The sequence below is a fragment of the Thermoanaerobaculia bacterium genome (genome assembly GCA_035717485.1).
Classification (GTDB): Bacteria; Acidobacteriota; Thermoanaerobaculia; order UBA5066; family DATFVB01; genus DATFVB01.
The window spans coordinates 28600-45552 of record DASTIQ010000087.1 but is presented as its reverse complement, the minus strand read 5'-3'; the positions used below and the strand labels follow the sequence as shown (position 1 = coordinate 45552).

At 70.1% G+C, this 16953-nt stretch carries 15 protein-coding genes; 9 read left to right on the top strand and 6 right to left on the bottom strand.

Annotated features, from left to right (window positions below; all coding sequences use genetic code 11):
• From VFS34_04690 to VFS34_04665, 6 genes are all read right to left on the bottom strand, one after another.
• Positions 1-2046: DUF3488 and transglutaminase-like domain-containing protein (locus tag VFS34_04690; protein HET9793738.1), on the bottom strand; the 2046-nt coding region annotated here is incomplete at its 3' end.
• Complete coding sequence (locus VFS34_04685) at positions 2043-3095, bottom strand: DUF58 domain-containing protein (GenBank protein ID HET9793737.1); 1053 nt, start codon at positions 3093-3095, stop codon at positions 2043-2045. The genes VFS34_04685 and VFS34_04690, both read right to left, overlap by 4 nt.
• A 6-nt stretch (positions 3096-3101) precedes the next feature.
• Positions 3102-4031, bottom strand: a complete 930-nt coding sequence (locus VFS34_04680) for a MoxR family ATPase (protein HET9793736.1) — start codon at positions 4029-4031, stop codon at positions 3102-3104.
• Entirely contained in the window at positions 4028-4996 is a 969-nt protein-coding gene (locus VFS34_04675; protein HET9793735.1) for a sugar phosphate nucleotidyltransferase, read from the bottom strand. The genes VFS34_04680 and VFS34_04675 overlap by 4 nt, the downstream gene beginning before the upstream one ends.
• Positions 4993-5889, bottom strand: a complete 897-nt coding sequence (gene murB / locus VFS34_04670) for a UDP-N-acetylmuramate dehydrogenase (GenBank protein HET9793734.1) — start codon at positions 5887-5889, stop codon at positions 4993-4995. The genes VFS34_04675 and murB overlap by 4 nt, the downstream gene beginning before the upstream one ends.
• A complete protein-coding gene (locus tag VFS34_04665) occupies positions 5886-6425 on the bottom strand; it encodes a phosphatidylglycerophosphatase A (protein HET9793733.1) in 540 nt (179 codons plus the stop codon). Before VFS34_04665 ends, murB begins: the two co-directional genes overlap by 4 nt.
• A gap of 136 nt (positions 6426-6561) precedes the next feature.
• Here VFS34_04665 and recA point away from each other — a divergent pair, with 136 nt between their 5' ends.
• The 9 genes from recA (at position 6562) to VFS34_04620 (ending at position 16937) form a co-directional block, all read left to right on the top strand.
• Complete coding sequence (recA, locus tag VFS34_04660; protein HET9793732.1) at positions 6562-7653, top strand: recombinase RecA; 1092 nt, start codon at positions 6562-6564, stop codon at positions 7651-7653.
• 218 nt (positions 7654-7871) lie between these two features.
• The gene (locus VFS34_04655) at positions 7872-10661 is read left to right on the top strand and encodes a hypothetical protein (protein HET9793731.1); all 2790 of its coding nucleotides are present in this window, start codon (positions 7872-7874) and stop codon (positions 10659-10661) included.
• Between the two features lie 73 nt (positions 10662-10734).
• A complete protein-coding gene (locus VFS34_04650; protein ID HET9793730.1) occupies positions 10735-11877 on the top strand; it encodes a saccharopine dehydrogenase C-terminal domain-containing protein in 1143 nt (380 codons plus the stop codon).
• 39 nt (positions 11878-11916) lie between these two features.
• The gene (locus tag VFS34_04645; protein HET9793729.1) at positions 11917-12507 is read left to right on the top strand and encodes a hypothetical protein; all 591 of its coding nucleotides are present in this window, start codon (positions 11917-11919) and stop codon (positions 12505-12507) included.
• Positions 12482-14056, top strand: a complete 1575-nt coding sequence (gene purH, locus VFS34_04640; GenBank protein ID HET9793728.1) for a bifunctional phosphoribosylaminoimidazolecarboxamide formyltransferase/IMP cyclohydrolase — start codon at positions 12482-12484, stop codon at positions 14054-14056. Before VFS34_04645 ends, purH begins: the two co-directional genes overlap by 26 nt.
• Positions 14053-14763 (top strand): outer membrane lipoprotein carrier protein LolA, encoded by a 711-nt coding sequence (locus tag VFS34_04635; GenBank protein HET9793727.1) that lies wholly within the window; start codon positions 14053-14055, stop codon positions 14761-14763. Before purH ends, VFS34_04635 begins: the two co-directional genes overlap by 4 nt.
• 37 nt (positions 14764-14800) lie before the next feature.
• Positions 14801-15298, top strand: a complete 498-nt coding sequence (locus VFS34_04630; GenBank protein HET9793726.1) for a YajQ family cyclic di-GMP-binding protein — start codon at positions 14801-14803, stop codon at positions 15296-15298.
• Positions 15299-15402: 104 nt separating this feature from the next.
• Positions 15403-16410, top strand: coding sequence for a polyprenyl synthetase family protein (locus VFS34_04625; GenBank protein ID HET9793725.1), 1008 nt, complete (start codon positions 15403-15405; stop codon positions 16408-16410).
• Positions 16411-16583: 173 nt separating this feature from the next.
• Positions 16584-16937 (top strand): hypothetical protein, encoded by a 354-nt coding sequence (locus VFS34_04620; protein ID HET9793724.1) that lies wholly within the window; start codon positions 16584-16586, stop codon positions 16935-16937.
• The last annotated feature ends 16 nt before the right edge of the window (positions 16938-16953 follow it).

The window sequence follows — 16953 nt, the reverse complement described above, 5'->3', positions numbered from 1 at the left end:
GAGCGCGAGGAGGACCGCCGCCGCCGCGGCCGTCTTCCGCAGGGCGCGGACGAGCCGGCGGATTTCGCGGAGGGTTTCCGGATCGGCGGTCGCTCCCCCGAACGCCTCCGCCCGGTAGATCTCCACGACTTTCCTCGCCGCGACACCCGCTTCCCGTCCGGCCCGGGCGAAACCGCGGATCACGGCGCCGGAGGGCGCGGAATCGGGGAGCGGCCCGATCCGCCTCGCATGCAGGCGGCGCAGGCGCAGGTACGCGCGGGTCGCGGGCGGGACCCGGCGTCTCCTCCTCGCCAGAGCCGCCGCGGCCGCCGCCAGGAGCAGGAGGCCGGCGATCGCCGCGGCCCGTCCCCGCCACTCGCGGGCGACGGCGCCGACGCGCGCGCCCGCCCTCTCGAGGCCGGCGAAAGCCTGGCGGGCGGCCTCGACGAGCTGGACCTGCTCGAGCGTGCTGAAGCCGAGGATGTTCCGGTCGTAGAAGAACTCGATCTCGTTTCCGATCTCCGCGATCCGGCGCCACAGCGAAACCGAGACGATTCGCGGGCGCCCCTCGGCCGGCGTGGGATCGAACATACGGAAGGTCTCGCCGTCGAGACTCGCCTCCACCCACGCGTGGAGGTTCCCGCCGCGAACGAGGATCTCGGAGGTGAGCGGCCCCATCTCGCCCCCGAGCGACCCGGTCGCCAGCCGGGCCGGAATTCCCGCGGCGCGCATCATGAGGGCGAGCGCGCTCGCGAAGTACTCGCAGTGCCCGGCCCGCGTGCGCGTCAGGAAATCGACCACGGGGTCGCCGACCGCCTCCGGGACGTCGACGCGGTACGTGAATCCCCTCCCGAGGTAGGCGAGGAGACGCCGCGCCTTCTCCTCCGGAGTCGCGGCCCCGGCGACGATCCGGCGGGCGAGGCTCGCGACCTCGGGCGGGACGTCGTGCGGAGGCACGGAAGTCCGCCCCGGCCCCGCGCCGTCGGTCTGGAGCGTGTATTCGGCGGAATAGCCCCGGTCGCTCGGCGGACCCGAGTACGCGATCGTCGCGTCGGAGGCGATCGAAAGCGGCGTGCCTCCGGCCGTGATCGCCCGGGTCCCGTACGGAACGAAGAGGAAGCCGGGGGTGAAGGAAGAGGTCTCGACGGAGATCTTCCGCTCGGGACGGGGCCGAGGCGCCGGAACCGCCGTCGCGTACTGCGGCGGAATCTCGATCCTGCCGTCGGCGCTCTCCCGGAGGCGGGACGACACCATCCCCTCGCGGATCCAGTGGCCGTGGAGATAGCGGTTGAAGGTCGCCTCCCGGAGCCGCAGCGCGTCCGGGAGCTCGCCCTCCGGAATCTGGACGCGAAGCAGGATCCGGTCGCTGTGCTTGGTCGAGGAGAACGTCTCGAGGTCGACGCGGTCCGACGTGAAGAAGGAGCCGTCGACCGACTGTTTCGGAAACGGCGCGACCGCGAACGGGCTCTGGAGTCGCGGGAAGGCCATGAAGAGCGGCACCGCGACGATCGCCGTCGCGGCGACGGACGCCGATGCGATTCCCCAGCTCGGGACGCGGCCGAGCGCTCCTGCGGGAGGCGCCCGGTCGAAGTCCGCGAGCACGGAGATCCGGGCGAGAGTCCGGAACCCCACGACGCCGAGGATCGCGAGGAAAACCAGGGAGAGAACGTGCGTCGACGTCGACGCGGAATCGAGCGCGAGGAAGAAGCAGAGGAGGAGCGTCAGGTTCTCCTCCCGGCGGTTCTTCATCGAGACGAGCTTGGCGGCGGCGGTGAACAGGAGGAGATTCGACGCGGTCCGCACGAGCCCCGCGTGGAGCGCGCGCGCCGCGAGGAAGAACCACGCGACGTAGGCGAGCGCGAGCACGTTCAAGGCCGCGTTCGAGATCGAGAGCGGCCGGCCGCGGCGCGCGCGGATCCAGACCGCCGCCAGGAGCGCTTCGTAGACCGCGAGGGCGGCGTAGGAGGCGGCGCCCGTCCAGGGCAGGGCCGCCGGAGCGACCGCGGCGAGCGGCAGGAGCGCCCGCTGGTGCTCGGCGCGAAGCGGATCGGCGTACGGCTCGCTCATGCGGCGGCCTCGCGGCGGCTCTCCCCGGGCCGCGGCGGCGGAAAGGGTGGCGCCGAGGCGGCGGCATGGATCTCGAGACTCGCGAGGGCGTCGAGAATGCGTCGCCGCTGGCCCGCCCCGCCCCCCGGGGGGACCGACACGCCGCGCGCCGCGAGGCCCGCCTCTCCTCCGGCCTCGATCAGCGCGAGCGCCTCGCCCGCGGTGACCGCGATCGCGCGCTCGACGGCCGCGATCTCCACCGGATCGAGCGGATCGGCGACCGCGTTCTCCACCTCGAACACGACGCGCCGCGACCGCGCGTCATGCCGCTCCCGGACGATCCATTTCTGGAGCCGCGCGGACTGTTTCCAGTGCAGGTCGCGGACGTCGTCTCCCGACACGAACTCCCGGAGCGTCCGGACCTCGGGACCGAACCCGCGGCGCCGCAGAGACGACGCCGCGCCCATCGGCGAATCTCCGGCGTCGTCACGGCGCGCGCTCCGGACCGGATCGGGATAGACGACGATCGGACGCGGCCACGCGGCGTCCCGATACTTCCGGAAGAGTCCCACCGGGAACCGGCTCATCAGGCCGGAGTCGCCCCCGGAGAACACCCCGCGCCTCGGGAAAACCGCTTCCAGCGAATAGCGACGCTCCGCGCCCGGACGGAGAGGAGCGACGTACAGCGGCCCCGGCAGCGCCTCGTGGAGGAACCAGATCCCCTGCGCCGTCATGGCGGGGGACGTGTTCTTCAGGGTCACGGTGATCGCCGCGGGCCGCCCCGCGAAGATCTCTCCGTTCTGCTCCACGGCGCAGCGCACCGCCCGCAGATTCCGCCGCGACACGACGCCGGAGACGATCATGCCCGCGAGCAGCCCGGCGAGAATGGTGTACAGCCCGTTGTTGGCCGTGTTCGTCGCCGCGATCGCGACGAGGAGGGTCATCAGGATGTAGCCGAGCCCGAAGTTCGTGATCCGGAGGTGCCAGCGCGGAATCAGGCGGGTGAGGGGACGTTGCGCCGGGTGGCCCGTCGGGCCCTCGCGACTCGCGGCTCGAGACTCGACGCTCATTCCCGGCTATACCGGAACCGGCGTCTGCTCCAGGATCGTCCGGATCACTTCCCGCTCGCGCGGACCCGTCCCGAAGCCGTCCGAAGAGATCGACAGGATGCGGTGCGAAAGGACCGGCCCGGCGACGGTCTGCGCGTCCTCCGGCAGCGCGTAGTCGCGTCCCGCGACGAGCGCCCGCGCCTGGATCGCCCGATAGAAGGCCTGCGCGCCGCGGGTCGACACGGGAAGGCGCAGGTCGGAGCGCCGGCGGGTCGCTTCGATCAGCGCGTAGACGTAGTCGAGGAGTTTCTCCGAGACGCGCACCCCTTCGACCTTCGCCTGGAGCGCGACGAGATCGTCCGGATGGAGCACCGGCATCACGGAGTCGAGCGTCCGCTCGGCGCCGCCGCGCTGCAGGAGGTCCTTCTCCTCGCGGGCGGGGGGGTATCCGAGCGAGAGGCGCAGGAAGAAGCGGTCGAGCTGGGACTCGGGGAGCGGATAGGTGCCCAGGTACTCGACCGGATTCTGCGTCGCGATGACGACGAAAGGGCGGGGCAGTTCGAGGGTTCCCTCGTCGGTCGAGACGCACCCCTCGTTCATCGCCTGGAGGAGCGCGGACTGCGTCTTCGGCGTCGCCCGGTTGATCTCGTCGGCGAGGACGACGTTGCCGAAGATCGGCCCCGGATGGAAGACGAACCGCTTTTCGGCCGCGTCGAAGATCGAGACCCCGAGAACGTCCGCCGGCAGCGTATCGCTCGTGAACTGGATGCGGGTGAACTTGAGGTCGAGCGCCTTGCCGATCGCGCGCGCGAGCGTCGTCTTCCCGACGCCCGGGACGTCCTCGATCAGCACGTGGCCCCGCGAGAGGATCGCGATCAGGACGAGGTCGATCGCCCCGGAATTGCCGCGGAACACGGATCCGACGGTCTCGCGCAGCCGGTCGAGACCGACGGTCACTCTCCCTCCCCCGACAATCGCGCGACGCGCTCGCGCAGCTCCCCTTCGCGCGCGAAGGGCAGGACGAGGGCGCCCGCCTCCGAAACCGCCACGATCGAGTCCCGCACCCCCTCGACGACGACCGGACGGTCCGAAAGGACCAGGTTGCCGGACGCGTCGGTCCCTTTGAGCTCTTTGAGCGCCCGGTACGATCCCACGTCGTTCCACCCCGCTTCGCAGGGAACACAGATCGCGTTTTTCGTCTTCTCCATCACCGCATGATCGAAGGAAATCGCCGGAATCCGCTCCCAGGCCTCGGGCGAGGGGCGATCGAGATAACCGCGGCAGGCCGCGAGCAATTCCGGCGCCGCCCGTTCGAGCACGCCCACGAGCGAGGACGGGCGGAACGCGAAGATCCCGCCGTTCCAGAGGAAATTGCCCGCGCGAACGTATTCCTCCGCCCTCTCCCGGGAAGGCTTCTCGACGAACCGGCGAACCCGCGCCGGCCGGGGGCCCGTTTCGACCTCGACGTACCCGAATTCGGTCTCGGCACGCGTGGGCCGGATTCCGAGGAGAACGACGGCCGGCTCCCGCGCGGCGGCCCCGGCGGCCTCCGCCAGGCACCGCGAGAACGCCGCCGGATCGCCCACCGTCTGGTCCGCGGGCAGGAAGACGACCGGCTCGTCGCCTTCGGCGGCGAGGGCCAGGGCCGCCGCGACGATCGCCGGCGCCGTGTCGCGCCGCGACGGCTCGAGGAAGAGATCCCCGGCAGAGAGATGCGGGAGTTCCGTCCGCGTGCGCGCCGCGTAGCGCTCGGAGGTCGCGACGCAGACCCGCGACGCGACCGGAGCGACCCGCGCCCAGGCGTCCTGGAGCAGGCTCCGCTCTCCCCGCAGCCGGAGAAATGGCTTCGGCTCCGCCTCGGTCGAAAGCGGCCAGAGCCGCGTCCCGGCGCCCCCGGCGAGCAGCACCGCGCGGAACGTCACGGCCACGGCACGCCGACGAGCTCGACCTCCGGCTCGAGCTCGATTCCGAATCGTTCGAGAACGCTCCGGCGCATCAGACGCATCAGCTCCAGGACGTCGGCGGCGCGCGCCGACCCCCGGTTCACGATGACGTTGGCGTGACGGTCCGAGATCTCCGCCCCCCCTCGCACGACGCCCTTCAAGCCGCAGTCTTCGAGGAGTTTACCCGCGAACCGTCCGGACGGGTTCTTGAAAATGCTGCCGGCATTCGGCTGCGCGGGAAGCGCCCCCCGGCGCTTCTCCGTCACCTCACGCATTCGCGCCTCGATCGCCTCCGGCGGCGAGGAACGCAGGTGCAGGAGGGCCCGGCAGACGATCTCCGCCGAGCCCACGAGAGAGGTCCATCGATACCCGTGCGGGATCGCCGAGGCGGGTCGCTCCTCGAGCGCGCCGTCCGGGGAGACGAGGGTCACGCTCTCGAGCACGTCGAACATCTCGCCGCCGTACGCGCCCGCGTTGATGCGGACCGCGCCGCCGATCGACGACGGAATCCCGGAGATCGCCTCGATCCCGGAGAGTCCCGCGCGCGCCGCCCGCGCGCACACGCCGCCGAGGGAAGCGCCGGCGCCGGCGGCGATGCGCTCCCCGTCGATCTCCACCCGCTGGAACTCTCCCTCGAGCACGACGACGAACCCGGGAACGCCGTCGTCGGCGACGAGGACGTTCGAGCCCTTGCCGAGGATGCGGAGCGGTTTTCGCTCCTCCCGGGCGGCGCGAAGCGCCGCCGCGAGCGCCTCGATCGAGCGCGCGACCACGAAGGTCTCCGCGGGTCCCCCGATCCGGAGGGTCGTGTGCCGCTCGAGCGGCTCGTTCGCCCGGACGTCTCCGTCGGCGGGGGAAAGCGCGAACGTCACCACACCCTCGCGATGCCGTACGTGATCGCGCCCGCGAGGATTCCCGCGGCCACGTCGTCGGCCACGATTCCCCATCCCCCCGGGAGGTCCTGCAGCCGGCCGATGAGGCCCGGCTTCCAGATGTCGAAGAGGCGGAACAGGAGGAACGGAGCGCCGAAGACGATCCACCACGGCGTGCGGCCGCTCGCGAGGCCCGCCATCATGAAGCTCGCCGGCGCGAACGCCAGGATCTGCCCGGCCACCTCGTCGATGACGATCGCCCCGGGATCGCGCGCGTCGGCGAGGGCTTCGGTGCGCGACGAGACGACGACGCCGGCCGCCGCGATCGCGGCGCCGACAATACACGAAAAGATCATGCCTCCCGACGGCGAGAGACGGGGGGCGAAGACGGCGAGGCCGACGAAGCCGACCGCGAGCCCTTCCAGGCTCCCCCAGGTCCCCGGGGCAAACGGGATCATGCCGATGCCGAACCCGGTCGCGAGGAGGGTCGATATCCGGCGTTCCTTCCACGCCCGCCGCAGGCTCGCCCTTGACATCAGCGGGAGCGGGGCGTAGAAAAAGCCGTCCTCATCTCCTCATCATCATAAGTCGCCGCGAGCGCGACGCCGCGAGGCGCCGGACGCCCGCCGCCGGTCTATAATGCCCGGCGAATACGTGAAGGAGAATTCGAGCATGCCTCAGATCAAACCCGTTCCCGGCGCCCCCGCCAACCCCGTCCTCGCCGAAAAGATGCGCGCCGTCGAGACCGCGCTCAGCCAGATCGATCGCCAGTACGGAAAGGGCGCGATCATGCGCCTCGGCGACCATCCGCCGGTCCTGATCTCCTCGATCCCGACCGGCTCGATCGCCGTGGACGCCGCGCTCGGAGTCGGCGGCGTTCCCCGGGGCCGCGTCATCGAGATCTTCGGTCCCGAGTCGTCGGGCAAGACGACCCTCTCGCTCCAGATCATCGCCCAGGCGCAGAAGAAGGGCGGGATCGCCGCGTTCATCGACGCCGAGCACGCCATGGACGCCGAGTACGCGAAGAAGCTCGGCGTCGACACCGACAACCTGCTCGTCTCGCAGCCCGACTCGGGTGAACAGGCGCTCGAGATCGCGGAGATGCTGATCCGCTCCGGCGCGATCGACGTCGTCGTCGTCGACTCGGTCGCGGCCCTCGTGCCGAAGGCCGAGCTCGAAGGCGAGATGGGCGAGGCGCAGATGGGCCTCCAGGCGCGCCTGATGTCCCAGGCCCTCCGGAAGCTCACCGCGATCGTGTCGAAGTCGAACACGTGCCTCATCTTCATCAACCAGATCCGCGAAAAGATCGGCGTGATGTTCGGCAACCCCGAGACGACGACGGGCGGCCGCGCGCTCAAGTTCTATTCTTCCGTCCGGATCGACATCCGGAGGATCGCCTCGATCAAGGACGGCGAGACGGTCGTCGGCTCGCGGACGAAGGTGAAGATCGTCAAGAACAAGGTCGCTTCCCCTTTCCGCCAGGCCGAATTCGACATCAACTACGGCGAGGGGATCTCCCGCGGCGGCGAGCTGCTCGACCTCGGGACGGAGGCCAAGCTGATCGAGAAGTCCGGCTCGTGGCTCTCGTACGGCGACATGCGGATCGGCCAGGGGCGCGAGAACGCGAAGCAGTTCCTCAAGGAGAACCCCGAGTTGGCCGCGGAGATCGAACGGAAGATCCGGGAGCACCTGGGATTGTCCCCCGCTCTCGCTCCCGCGCCGGAACCCGCCCCGGAGCGTGACGCGGCCAAGAAGAAGGCTTGATCCAACGCGAGCGGGGGGACCTCCGTACAAACCCGATGAGATCCTCCTCTCTGGGTGCCCGCGGCCGGAAGGTCGCGGGCATTTTCTTTTTCCGGGCGGCCGCCCGGCAAGAAGGTTGCTTCGCGGCATGACGGAATGACGGCGCTCCTTCGGTTCCCGGGCCCGCCCTCCGGGCCCGACTCCTCACTCCGGACCGGACCGGACGGGATTCCCGTCTCTTGAGGACCGGCGTCGCGGCGCGGGCCGGCCGGCGGCGGATGCTCTCCGGAGCGTTCGCCCTCCTTCTCGCCGCGGGCGGCGCGTCCGCGGAGGGCATCCGCCTCGGAACCGACGCGGCGCCCGGCGCGACGCCGCCGAAAGCCCCGGCGGCTTCCTCGCCCGTCTATCGGACGGGTGATGCGGCGCTCCTCGATTCGCTCGCGGGAATCCCGGCCGCCCTCGTGCGCGACGCCGGGGGCGATCCGGACGAGCTCGCCGCGACTCTCAAATCGCATCCGAACGTCGAGTCGATCATCTTCCCCTCCGGCACGGGTCCGGCTCCCGAAGGCGCCGCGCTCGACCGCCTGCGCTTCGAGGTGAAACGGCTGGCCGCGACGGTCCGCGGGCTTCGCCCCGAGGTCCGCATCGCCCTCTCCGCCGGGCTCGCCCCGGGCGATCTCGACCGCGTCCGGCTCCTCCTCGAGGATCCGACGCTCGTCCCGGAAATCGACGCGGTGCTCCTGGCCGACGCGTCGGCCGCGGAGGTCCGCGATCATCCGCTGCCCGGCTCCCCGGAGCTCTGGCTCGATCTGTCGCCCGTCGGAGGATCCGGGACGACCCTGGTCGCCGGCCTCGCCGATCTCGCCGCCCGCCGCGCGGAGCGCGTCTTCTTCGGCTCCTCTCCGGATCCGTCGTTCCCGGCGGAGCTCGTCCGCGCGCAGGCGTACCTCGGGCCCGACGTGTCTCCCCAGCCGCCGCCGTCGCCCGCGCACGAGGCGCGCTTCTTCGACGCGAAGGCGGTCGCGCCGATCCTCTTCGTCGAAGCCTCGGGCCCGGGGAATACCCGCGTCGACGTCTCCGGCGGCGGCCCGTACCGGGAAGCGCAGGTCGAGAACCTCGCCTCCGGAGCCAAACGCTCGTTCGCGCTCGGTGCCGGCGCGAAGTTCCTCGACCTCGATCTCGCGTCCGGCCCGGCGGCCGTCCGTCTCGTACCGGAAAGGAAGCCCGGGGAGGTCCAGGCGCAGGTCTCGGTCGGGAGCGTTCGCGCGCTGACGGCGGAGGAGATCGTCGCCCACGAGCGCGCGTGGAAGGCCACGCAGGACGACCTCGTCCGGTCCTACACGGCCGACCTCACGACGTCGCTCCGGTTCCGGGTCGCCGAGGTCAACGAGACGTTCGACCTCACGATCGAGGGCCCCCTCTTCAAGGAACGGGGGAAGGACTTCGACTGGGCCTGGAGCACGTTCTACGTCAACGGCATCAAGTGGAAGGGCAAGACCCTCCCGAAGATCCCGATTCTCCAGCCCGAGAAGGTCACGACGCTTCCGCTCGAAATCGAGCTCGGCGAGGACTACGTCTACTCCCTCGCGGGACGGGCGACGGTCGAGGGGCGTCCCGCCTGGGAGGTCGACTTCACGCCGAAGGCCTCGGCGGGGAAGAAAGCGCTCTACCGGGGCCGGGCATGGATCGACGCGAGGACGTTCGCGCTGCTCCGCCGCCGTTCGGTGCAGGTCAACCTGACGGGCGAGACGCTCTCGAACGTCGAAACCGAATTCTACCGGCCCGTCCCCGGGACCTCCGCGGTGCTCCCGCTCGAAATCAAGGGCGAGGAGGTCTTCTCGACGGCGGGACGCACGACGGCGATCGAGCGCTCGGTCCTCCTGAAGAACGTCCGGATCAACCCTCCCGATTTCTCGGCCCGGCGCTCCGAGGTCTACGCGTCCGAGAAGCAGATGGTCCGCGACACCGATCACGGCCTGAAGTACCTCGTGCCGGATCCCGCCAGCCCGGGCGGGCGCGTCGTCGAGGAGTACGTCTCGAAGAAGAGTCTCTTCGGAGTCGCGGGATTCTTCTACGACGGCTCGCTCGGCTATCCGATCCCGCTCCTCGGCGTCCAGTACTTCGATTTCGATCTCTTCCACAAGGGAAAGCAGATCTCGACGTTCTTCGCGGGCGCGGTGCTGACGACCAACTACACCGATCCGGCGTTCCTCGGCTCCCGGTTCGATCTCGGGGCCGACGTGGTCGGTTTCGCGATTCCGTTCGGAGACGCCTCCTACCGGGACGGGAAGGAGGTCAAGGACGAGCGCCTGAAGCACGTGCCGGCCCTCTTCCAGGTCAACGTCGGCCATCCGCTCGGGCCGTATCTCAAGGCGTCCGCGGGCTTCTTCGCGAAATGGGACGACTACCAGCGCGACCCGGACACCGCGCACGAATTCGTCACGCCGGTCGACACGTTCACGTTCGGCTACGAGGTGAAGCTGACCGCCAACGTCAGCGGCTTCAACGGAGTGCTGGACTATTCGCGCTTCCGCCGCAACGAGTGGGCGTTCTGGGGAATCCCGGGGGCTTCCGAGTTCACCCCCGCCCAGCGCGACTACGAGAAGTATTCGGCCTCGATCGCGAAGGATTACTACTTCACCGGCTTCCGCAAGATCCACGCGGGGCTGACGTATCTCTCCGGCAACGACCTCGACCGGTTCTCGCGCTACGAGTTCGGCGCGTTTTCGGGGAACCCGATCCGCGGCTACCAGAGCGGCGCGCTCCGCACGCGGCAGGCGTGGGTGATGAACCTCTCCTACGGCCTGAACATCGAGAACATCATCCGGCTCGAGGCGCTCTACGACCAGGCGATCCTGAACGACGCGTACTCCGGCTTCCACCACGCGTACTACTCGGGCGCGGGGATCTCGGGGCAGCTGAACGGCCCCTGGAACAATTCGCTGATCCGCTTCGACGTCGGCGTCCCGGTCGTGTCGCACGGGATCCACGGCGTGTCGGCTTCGGCGCTGATCCTGAAATTGTTCTGAGCCGCCGGAACGCGAGTCCTCCGAAATCCGCCCGACCCAGGGATGGAGAATTGCGGCGTAGAATCCCCGGCGCATGAAGAAAGCCGCCGTCCTCGGATGCGGGCTCGTCGGGAGCGTCATCGCGCGCGATCTCGCAGCGGATCCGGAATTCGCCGTGTCGGTCTTCGACCGTTCGGAAGAGGCCCTCGGGCGGCTCCGGGCCTCCGCCCGCCTCTCGACGCGCGCCGCGGACCTCTCGTCCGCGGAGGAGATCGGCCGAGTCGTCGCGGGGGCCGACGTCGTCGTGGGCGCCGTTCCCGGATTCCTCGGGCGGAACATGCTCCGCGCGGTGATCGCCGCCGGCAAGCCGATCGCCGACATCTCGTTCGCGCCGGAAGACCCCCTCGATCTCGACGAGGAGGCCCGGGCGAAGGGCGTCACCGCGGTCGTCGACTGCGGCGTGTCCCCGGGACTTTCCAACTTCGCCGCCGGCCGGGCCGACGCGCAGCTCGACGAGATCGAGAGCCTCGTCATCTACGTCGGCGGCCTCCCGGCGGTGCGGCGCTGGCCGTACGAATACGCGATCGTCTTCTCGGCGACCGACGTGATCGAGGAATACACGCGTCCCGCGCGCGTCGTCGAGAACGGCCGCCTGGTCGTGAAGCCGGCGCTCTCGGAGATCGAAAAGCTCGATTTCGAAGGGGTCGGGACGCTCGAGGCGTTCCTCACCGACGGTCTCCGGACCGTGCTCTCGACGATCCCGGCGCGCGACATGAAGGAAAAGACGATGCGCTATCCGGGTCATGCCGAGCTGATGCGGGTCTTTCGCGAGACCGGTTTCTTCGACGAGAAGCCCGTTTCCGTCCGGGGCGTTCCCGTCTCGCCGCGCGACCTGACCGAGCGGCTCCTCTTCGCGGCGTGGAAGCTCCCGGCGGGCGCCGAAGAGCTGACGGTCCTCCGGGTCGTCGTCGACGGAACCCGTGGAGGCGCGCGCCGCCGCCACGTCTTCGAGCTCACGGACCGGACGGACCGCGAGACCGGCACGACCTCGATGGCGCGGACGACCGGCTTTCCGTGCGCGATCGTCGCGCGCATGCTCGCCGCCGGAGATTACGCGGATCCGGGGGTGCGCGCGCTCGAACACGTCGGCCGCGACGAGACCGCCGCGGCGAAGCTGCTCTCGGCGCTTCGCGAGCGCGGCGTCGAGCTGCGGGAACGCATCGTCGAGCTCCCGTGAGCCGGGACGTACGCGCCTCCGGGATAGAATGCCGGCCCGATGCGACTCGCGGCCTCGCTGCTCCTCGCTGCGGCATCCTTCTCGGGATCGGATCGCGCCGCGCTCCAGCTCGCGATCGCCGGGACGCGCCTGGCCCCTCCCGATCTGTCGGCGATGATCGTGAAATATCGGAAGGAATTCCTCGCGGCCGTTCGGGAAGCGGCGCGCCGCCCGCCGCCGGCCGACTTCGAGCGCGAGGCGCGGGCGATCTCGCGCTCGATCCTGGCCCGGGCGCCGTTCTCGGAGGCGATCGCCCGAATCGGCGCGGCCGTCGGAGGCGTGCTTTCCGCGGAGCTGTCCGACGCGCGCGGAAGCGAGGCGGCGTTCGAGTCGGCGAGCGCGGGTCCGTACCGGATTCCGGGCGTGTCCGCCGCCTCCGCGTCCGGCGACCCGGGTCCGGCCGCCCGGTCCATCCGGTCCGCGCGGGCGGATCTCGCGGCGGCCCCGGCGGATGCGGCGGCGGCGCGGATCGTCGCCGACGAGACCAACCTCCTCTGGGCGATCTGGACGGGCGCCGGCGGAGACGCCCGGCCGGCGAAGAAGCTCGATGAACGAAACGGACCCTATGTCGTCGACGGCGCCCCCCGCTAGCGCTCCCGTGCGCGTCCGCCGCGCGCTCCTGTCGGTCTCCGACCGGACGGGGCTCGCGGACTTCGCCCGCGCGCTGCAGGCGCTCGGCGTCGAGATCGTGTCGACCGGGGGCACGGCCGCGCACCTCGGCGGCGAGGGCGTCGCGGCGACCCGCGCGGAGGAGATCACGGAGTTCCCGGAGATCTTCGGCGGGCGAGTGAAGACCCTCCATCCGAAGATCTTCGGAGGGATCCTCGGCGATCCGGGGGATCCGGGGCACGCCCGGGATTTCGCCGACCAGAAGATCCGTCCGTTCGAGCTCGTCGCGGTGAACCTGTACCCGTTCGAGAAGGCGGTCGCGGACGGGGCGCGCGGAAAGGCCGCGATCGAGAAGATCGACGTCGGCGGTCCCGCGATGATCCGCGCGGCCGCGAAGAACCACGCCCACGTCGCGGTGCTCGTCGATCCCGCCGACTATTCCTCGGTCCTCGCCGAGATCCGGGAGACGGGCGGGACGTCGGCCGCGACCCGCGAACGGCTCGCGGCGAAGGCGTTCGCCCGCACCGCGGTCTACGACTCCGCGATCGCGAACTTCTTCTCGCGGGAGGTCTCGGGAGGAGATCCGTTTCCCCAGACGCTCCTCTTCGGATTCGAGAAGCAGGCGTCGCTCCGGTACGGCGAGAATCCGCACCAGAAAGCCGCCCTCTACCGGGATCGGGCCTCCGCCGCCGACGAGCTCATCGGTTTCCAGCAGCTCCAGGGAAAGGAGCTCTCGTTCAACAACCTGCTCGACGTCGACTCCGCCGTGCGCCTCGCCCGCGACCTCCGCGGGAGCGCCGCCGTGATCGTCAAGCACAACAATCCCTGCGGGGCCGCGGTCGGGGACAACCCGCTCGAGGCGTTCGGACGCGCGTTCGCGTGCGACCCGCTCGCCGCCTTCGGCGGGATCATCGCGATCCGGGGAACCGTCGACGGCGCGGTCGCCGCGCTCGTGCTCCAGCACTTCGTCGAGGCGGTCGCCGCCGACGCTTTCACGGAGGAGGCGAAGGTCGCGTTCGCGAAGAAACCGAACATCCGGCTCCTCCAGCTCCCCGTCAGCCGGGCGCCGGATGGAGGCGTCGACTGGAAGCGGATCGGCGGAGGGCTGCTGCTGCAGGAACAGGACAACGAGCCGGACGATCCGTCCGCCTGGCGGGTGGTCTCCGAGCGCAAGCCCCTCGCGATCGAGCGCGCCGCCTGCGAGCTCGCGTGGACCGTCGCGCGCCGGGTCAAGTCGAACGCGATCGTGATCGCCAATGCCCGGCAGACGGTCGGGATCGGCGCCGGCCAGATGAGCCGGGTCGATTCCTGCCGCCTCGCGGTGATGAAGGCGAACCTCCCGGTCAACGGCACGAGCGCCGCGTCCGACGCGTTCTTCCCGTTCCGCGACGGGCTCGATCTCCTCGCCGACGCCGGCGTGACGGCCGTGGTCGCGCCGGGCGGGTCGATCCGCGACGCGGACATCTTCGCGGCCGCCGACGAGAGGAAGCTCGCCTTCCTCCTCGCCCCCCGGCGGCACTTCCGGCATTGAGAGACGCGGCCGTCGCGCCCGACGGGCGCGCGAGACCAGGACCCGACGGGCGCGCGAGAAACGCCGCGTTCACCGCACGCGCGCGGTGGACGGCGGCCGGGGCGGCGCTCCTCTTCGCCGCGGCGGCCGGCGCCGCGGATCCCGCCGGAGAACTCGCGCGGGCGGCGCGCTACTTCCGGGACGGCAAGGCCCACCGGGCCTCGTTCGTCCAGACCTTCACCCCCGCCGGGTTCTCGAAGGGCCGCCGCGAAAGCGGCGAGATCGTCGTGCAGGCGCCGGAGAACCTCCGGTTCGACTACGAATCGCCGAAGAAGACCTTCACGTTCGACGGCAAGGTCGCGCGCTTCTACTCCCCCTCCGAGCGGCAGATGACCGTCCGGGCGCTGTCCGAAGAGGATCGGGCCCAGCTTCCCCTGATCTTCCTCGAGACGGCCGACGACCTGCGCAAGCGCAACACCCTGGATCTCGAGGAGCGGCCCGAAGGAGCGTCGATCCTCGTCACCCCGAAGCAGAGCGGGTCGGAAGTTTCCTGGATCCGTCTCGCGCTTTCGCCGGACGGGTCTCCCGCGGCGCTGTCGTTCCAGTCGTCCGCGGGCGACCGCACGGAGTTCCGGTTCCAGGGCTTCCGGACGGAACCCCCGCTCGACGCGTCGGCGTTCGCGATCCATCCGCCCGCGGGCACGCGCATCATCGAAAACGAGCCGTGACCCGGGGCGGATCGCCGCCGGGTCGGAAAGGATCCCCATGGCCCAGGACAATTCGTTCGACGTCGTTTCCAAGGTGGATCTCCAGGAAGTATTGAACGCCGTCCAGCAGGCCTCGAAGGAGATCGCGACGCGTTTCGATTTCCGCGGGAGCAAGTCGAAGATCGAGTGGAACGAGAAGGAGCTCCAGCTGACCCTCTCCTCCGACGACGAGCACAAGTTGAAGAGCGTGGTCGACATCCTCGAAACGAAGCTCGTCAAGCGGGGGATCGCGGTGAAATCCCTCGACTTCCAGAAGGTCGAGCCCGCGGCCGGCGCGACGGTTCGCCAGGCGGTGAAGATCCAGCAGGGAATCCCGACCGAGAAGGCGAAGGCGATCGTGAAGACGATCAAGGACTCGAAGATCAAGGTCCAGGCCTCGATCCAGGCGGACCAGGTCCGGGTGACGGGCAAGAGCCGGGACGACCTCCAGGCGGTCATCGCGCTGCTGCGGGGGGAGGATTTCGGGCTGCCTCTCCAGTTCCTCAACTACAGATAGAGAGAGAAGCGCGGCGATGCATCGCCGCGCTCCAATCCCGACAGTACTCGCCTTGTGGAATAGCCGATCTTGGGCCGGCGCGGCCGATGTAAGATTCCCCGGAGATGAAGAGCGCCGCGCGTCCCCGCGAAGAGGAGCTCCGGCGCTCCTACGACCTCATCGCGCCGAAGCTCGCCGAAGTCGAACGGGAGCTGATCCGCCTCTGCGACTCCCCCGTCGCCACGATCTCGAAGATCGGCGACTACCTCCGAAGCGGCGGCGGGAAGCGGATCCGCCCCGCCCTCCTGCTGCTGTCGGCCAAGCTCCTGGGGTACGAGAGCGGATCGACCGACGTCCGCTACGCGGCGGTCGTGGAGTTCATCCACGCGGCGACCCTCGTGCACGACGACATCATCGACGAGGCGAAGCTCCGCCGCGGCCGGGAATCGGTCAACTCCCTCTGGGGAAACAACCTGACGGTCCTCTTCGGCGATTACCTCTACACGAAGTCGATGGGCGTCGCGCTCGAGGAGGGGGACCTCACCATCCTGAAGATCCTTTCCCAGACGACCCTCGCGATGATCGAGGGGGAGATCATCGGTCTGGAGCGGGAGGGGGACGTCGAGCTCGATGCGGAGGGGGCGCTCGGAATCGTCCGGCGCAAGACCGCCGAGCTCTTCTCGGCCGCGTGCCGGATCCCCGCCCACTTCGCGCCGAACGGCAGCGAGGCGGCCTCCGAGCGCCTCGCCCTCTACGGGCGGCGGCTCGGCATCTCTTTCCAGCTGATCGACGACCTGCTCGACTATACGGCCCGGGAATCGGTCGTGGGCAAGCCCGTGCTCTCCGATCTGCGGGAGGGGAAACTCACGATGCCGCTCATCCTTTCCCTCCCCGATGCGGCTCCCGCGGAACGCGCGAAGGTCGCTCGCGTTCTCAAGGAGCGGAAATTCGACAGCGTGTCCCCCTTCGAGATCCTCTCGATCGTCGAGCGCCACCAGGGAGTCGCCCGCACGCGCGCCCTCGCCCTCGAGAACGCGCGCGCGGCGCGCGAGGCGCTCTCGCCGTTTCCCGCCTCCGAAGCGAAAGAGGCGCTGATGCTCGCCGCGGAAGGCCTCGTCGAACGCATCTCCTAGGCCGGCGCGGCGACGCCTCGAGCCGATCGGGCGACGAACCGTCCATTCTCGGCGAAATGCACGAAAAATCTTGACGTTCGGCAATATTGCCCTACACTGAAAATCGGCAGGCCGGACGGCGGCGCGCCGTTGGCGCCGCGGCGGCCCGGAACGACGATTTCGGACGGGAGCCCATGAAAACGACACCTCCTCCGGGGAAGCTCACGAGCCTCAGGATCCACGCGCCGCGCGTCGAGCGCTCGGCCGAGGTCGATCTGTACCTGAAACGCGCCCGACTCGCGGCCGACGAAGAGCGCTTCGACGTCGCGCGCGTCTTCTGCGAGAAGGCGCGCTCGATCGAGCCCGAGAGCCTCGACGTCCTCTTCACGCTCGCCCAGATCTGCGAGATCGGGTACTCCGACGGCGACACGGCGATCGCGCTCTACCAGAAGATCATCGCGAAAGCCGGGTACGACGGCGCGAACCCCTTCTGCGCCGCCGCCCGGGAAGCTCTCGCCGGCCTCGCGACGTCGCCCCGCGCCGACTGAGCTCGCCTTCCCGGCC

What these genes read in the sequence shown, in the direction of transcription:
- VFS34_04645 (HET9793729.1), top strand. Translation starts at nt 11,917, where the DNA reads ATGCGACTCGCGGCCTCGCTGCTCCTCGCTGCGGCATCCTTCTCGGGA.
- VFS34_04625 (HET9793725.1), top strand. Translation starts at nt 15,403, where the DNA reads ATGAAGAGCGCCGCGCGTCCCCGCGAAGAGGAGCTCCGGCGCTCCTAC.
- VFS34_04685 (HET9793737.1), bottom strand. Translation starts at nt 3,095, where the DNA reads ATGAGCGTCGAGTCTCGAGCCGCGAGTCGCGAGGGCCCGACGGGCCAC.
- VFS34_04630 (HET9793726.1), top strand. Translation starts at nt 14,801, where the DNA reads ATGGCCCAGGACAATTCGTTCGACGTCGTTTCCAAGGTGGATCTCCAG.
- VFS34_04650 (HET9793730.1), top strand. Translation starts at nt 10,735, where the DNA reads ATGAAGAAAGCCGCCGTCCTCGGATGCGGGCTCGTCGGGAGCGTCATC.
- VFS34_04620 (HET9793724.1), top strand. Translation starts at nt 16,584, where the DNA reads ATGAAAACGACACCTCCTCCGGGGAAGCTCACGAGCCTCAGGATCCAC.
- recA (HET9793732.1), top strand. Translation starts at nt 6,562, where the DNA reads ATGCCTCAGATCAAACCCGTTCCCGGCGCCCCCGCCAACCCCGTCCTC.
- VFS34_04665 (HET9793733.1), bottom strand. Translation starts at nt 6,425, where the DNA reads ATGTCAAGGGCGAGCCTGCGGCGGGCGTGGAAGGAACGCCGGATATCG.
- purH (HET9793728.1), top strand. Translation starts at nt 12,482, where the DNA reads ATGTCGTCGACGGCGCCCCCCGCTAGCGCTCCCGTGCGCGTCCGCCGC.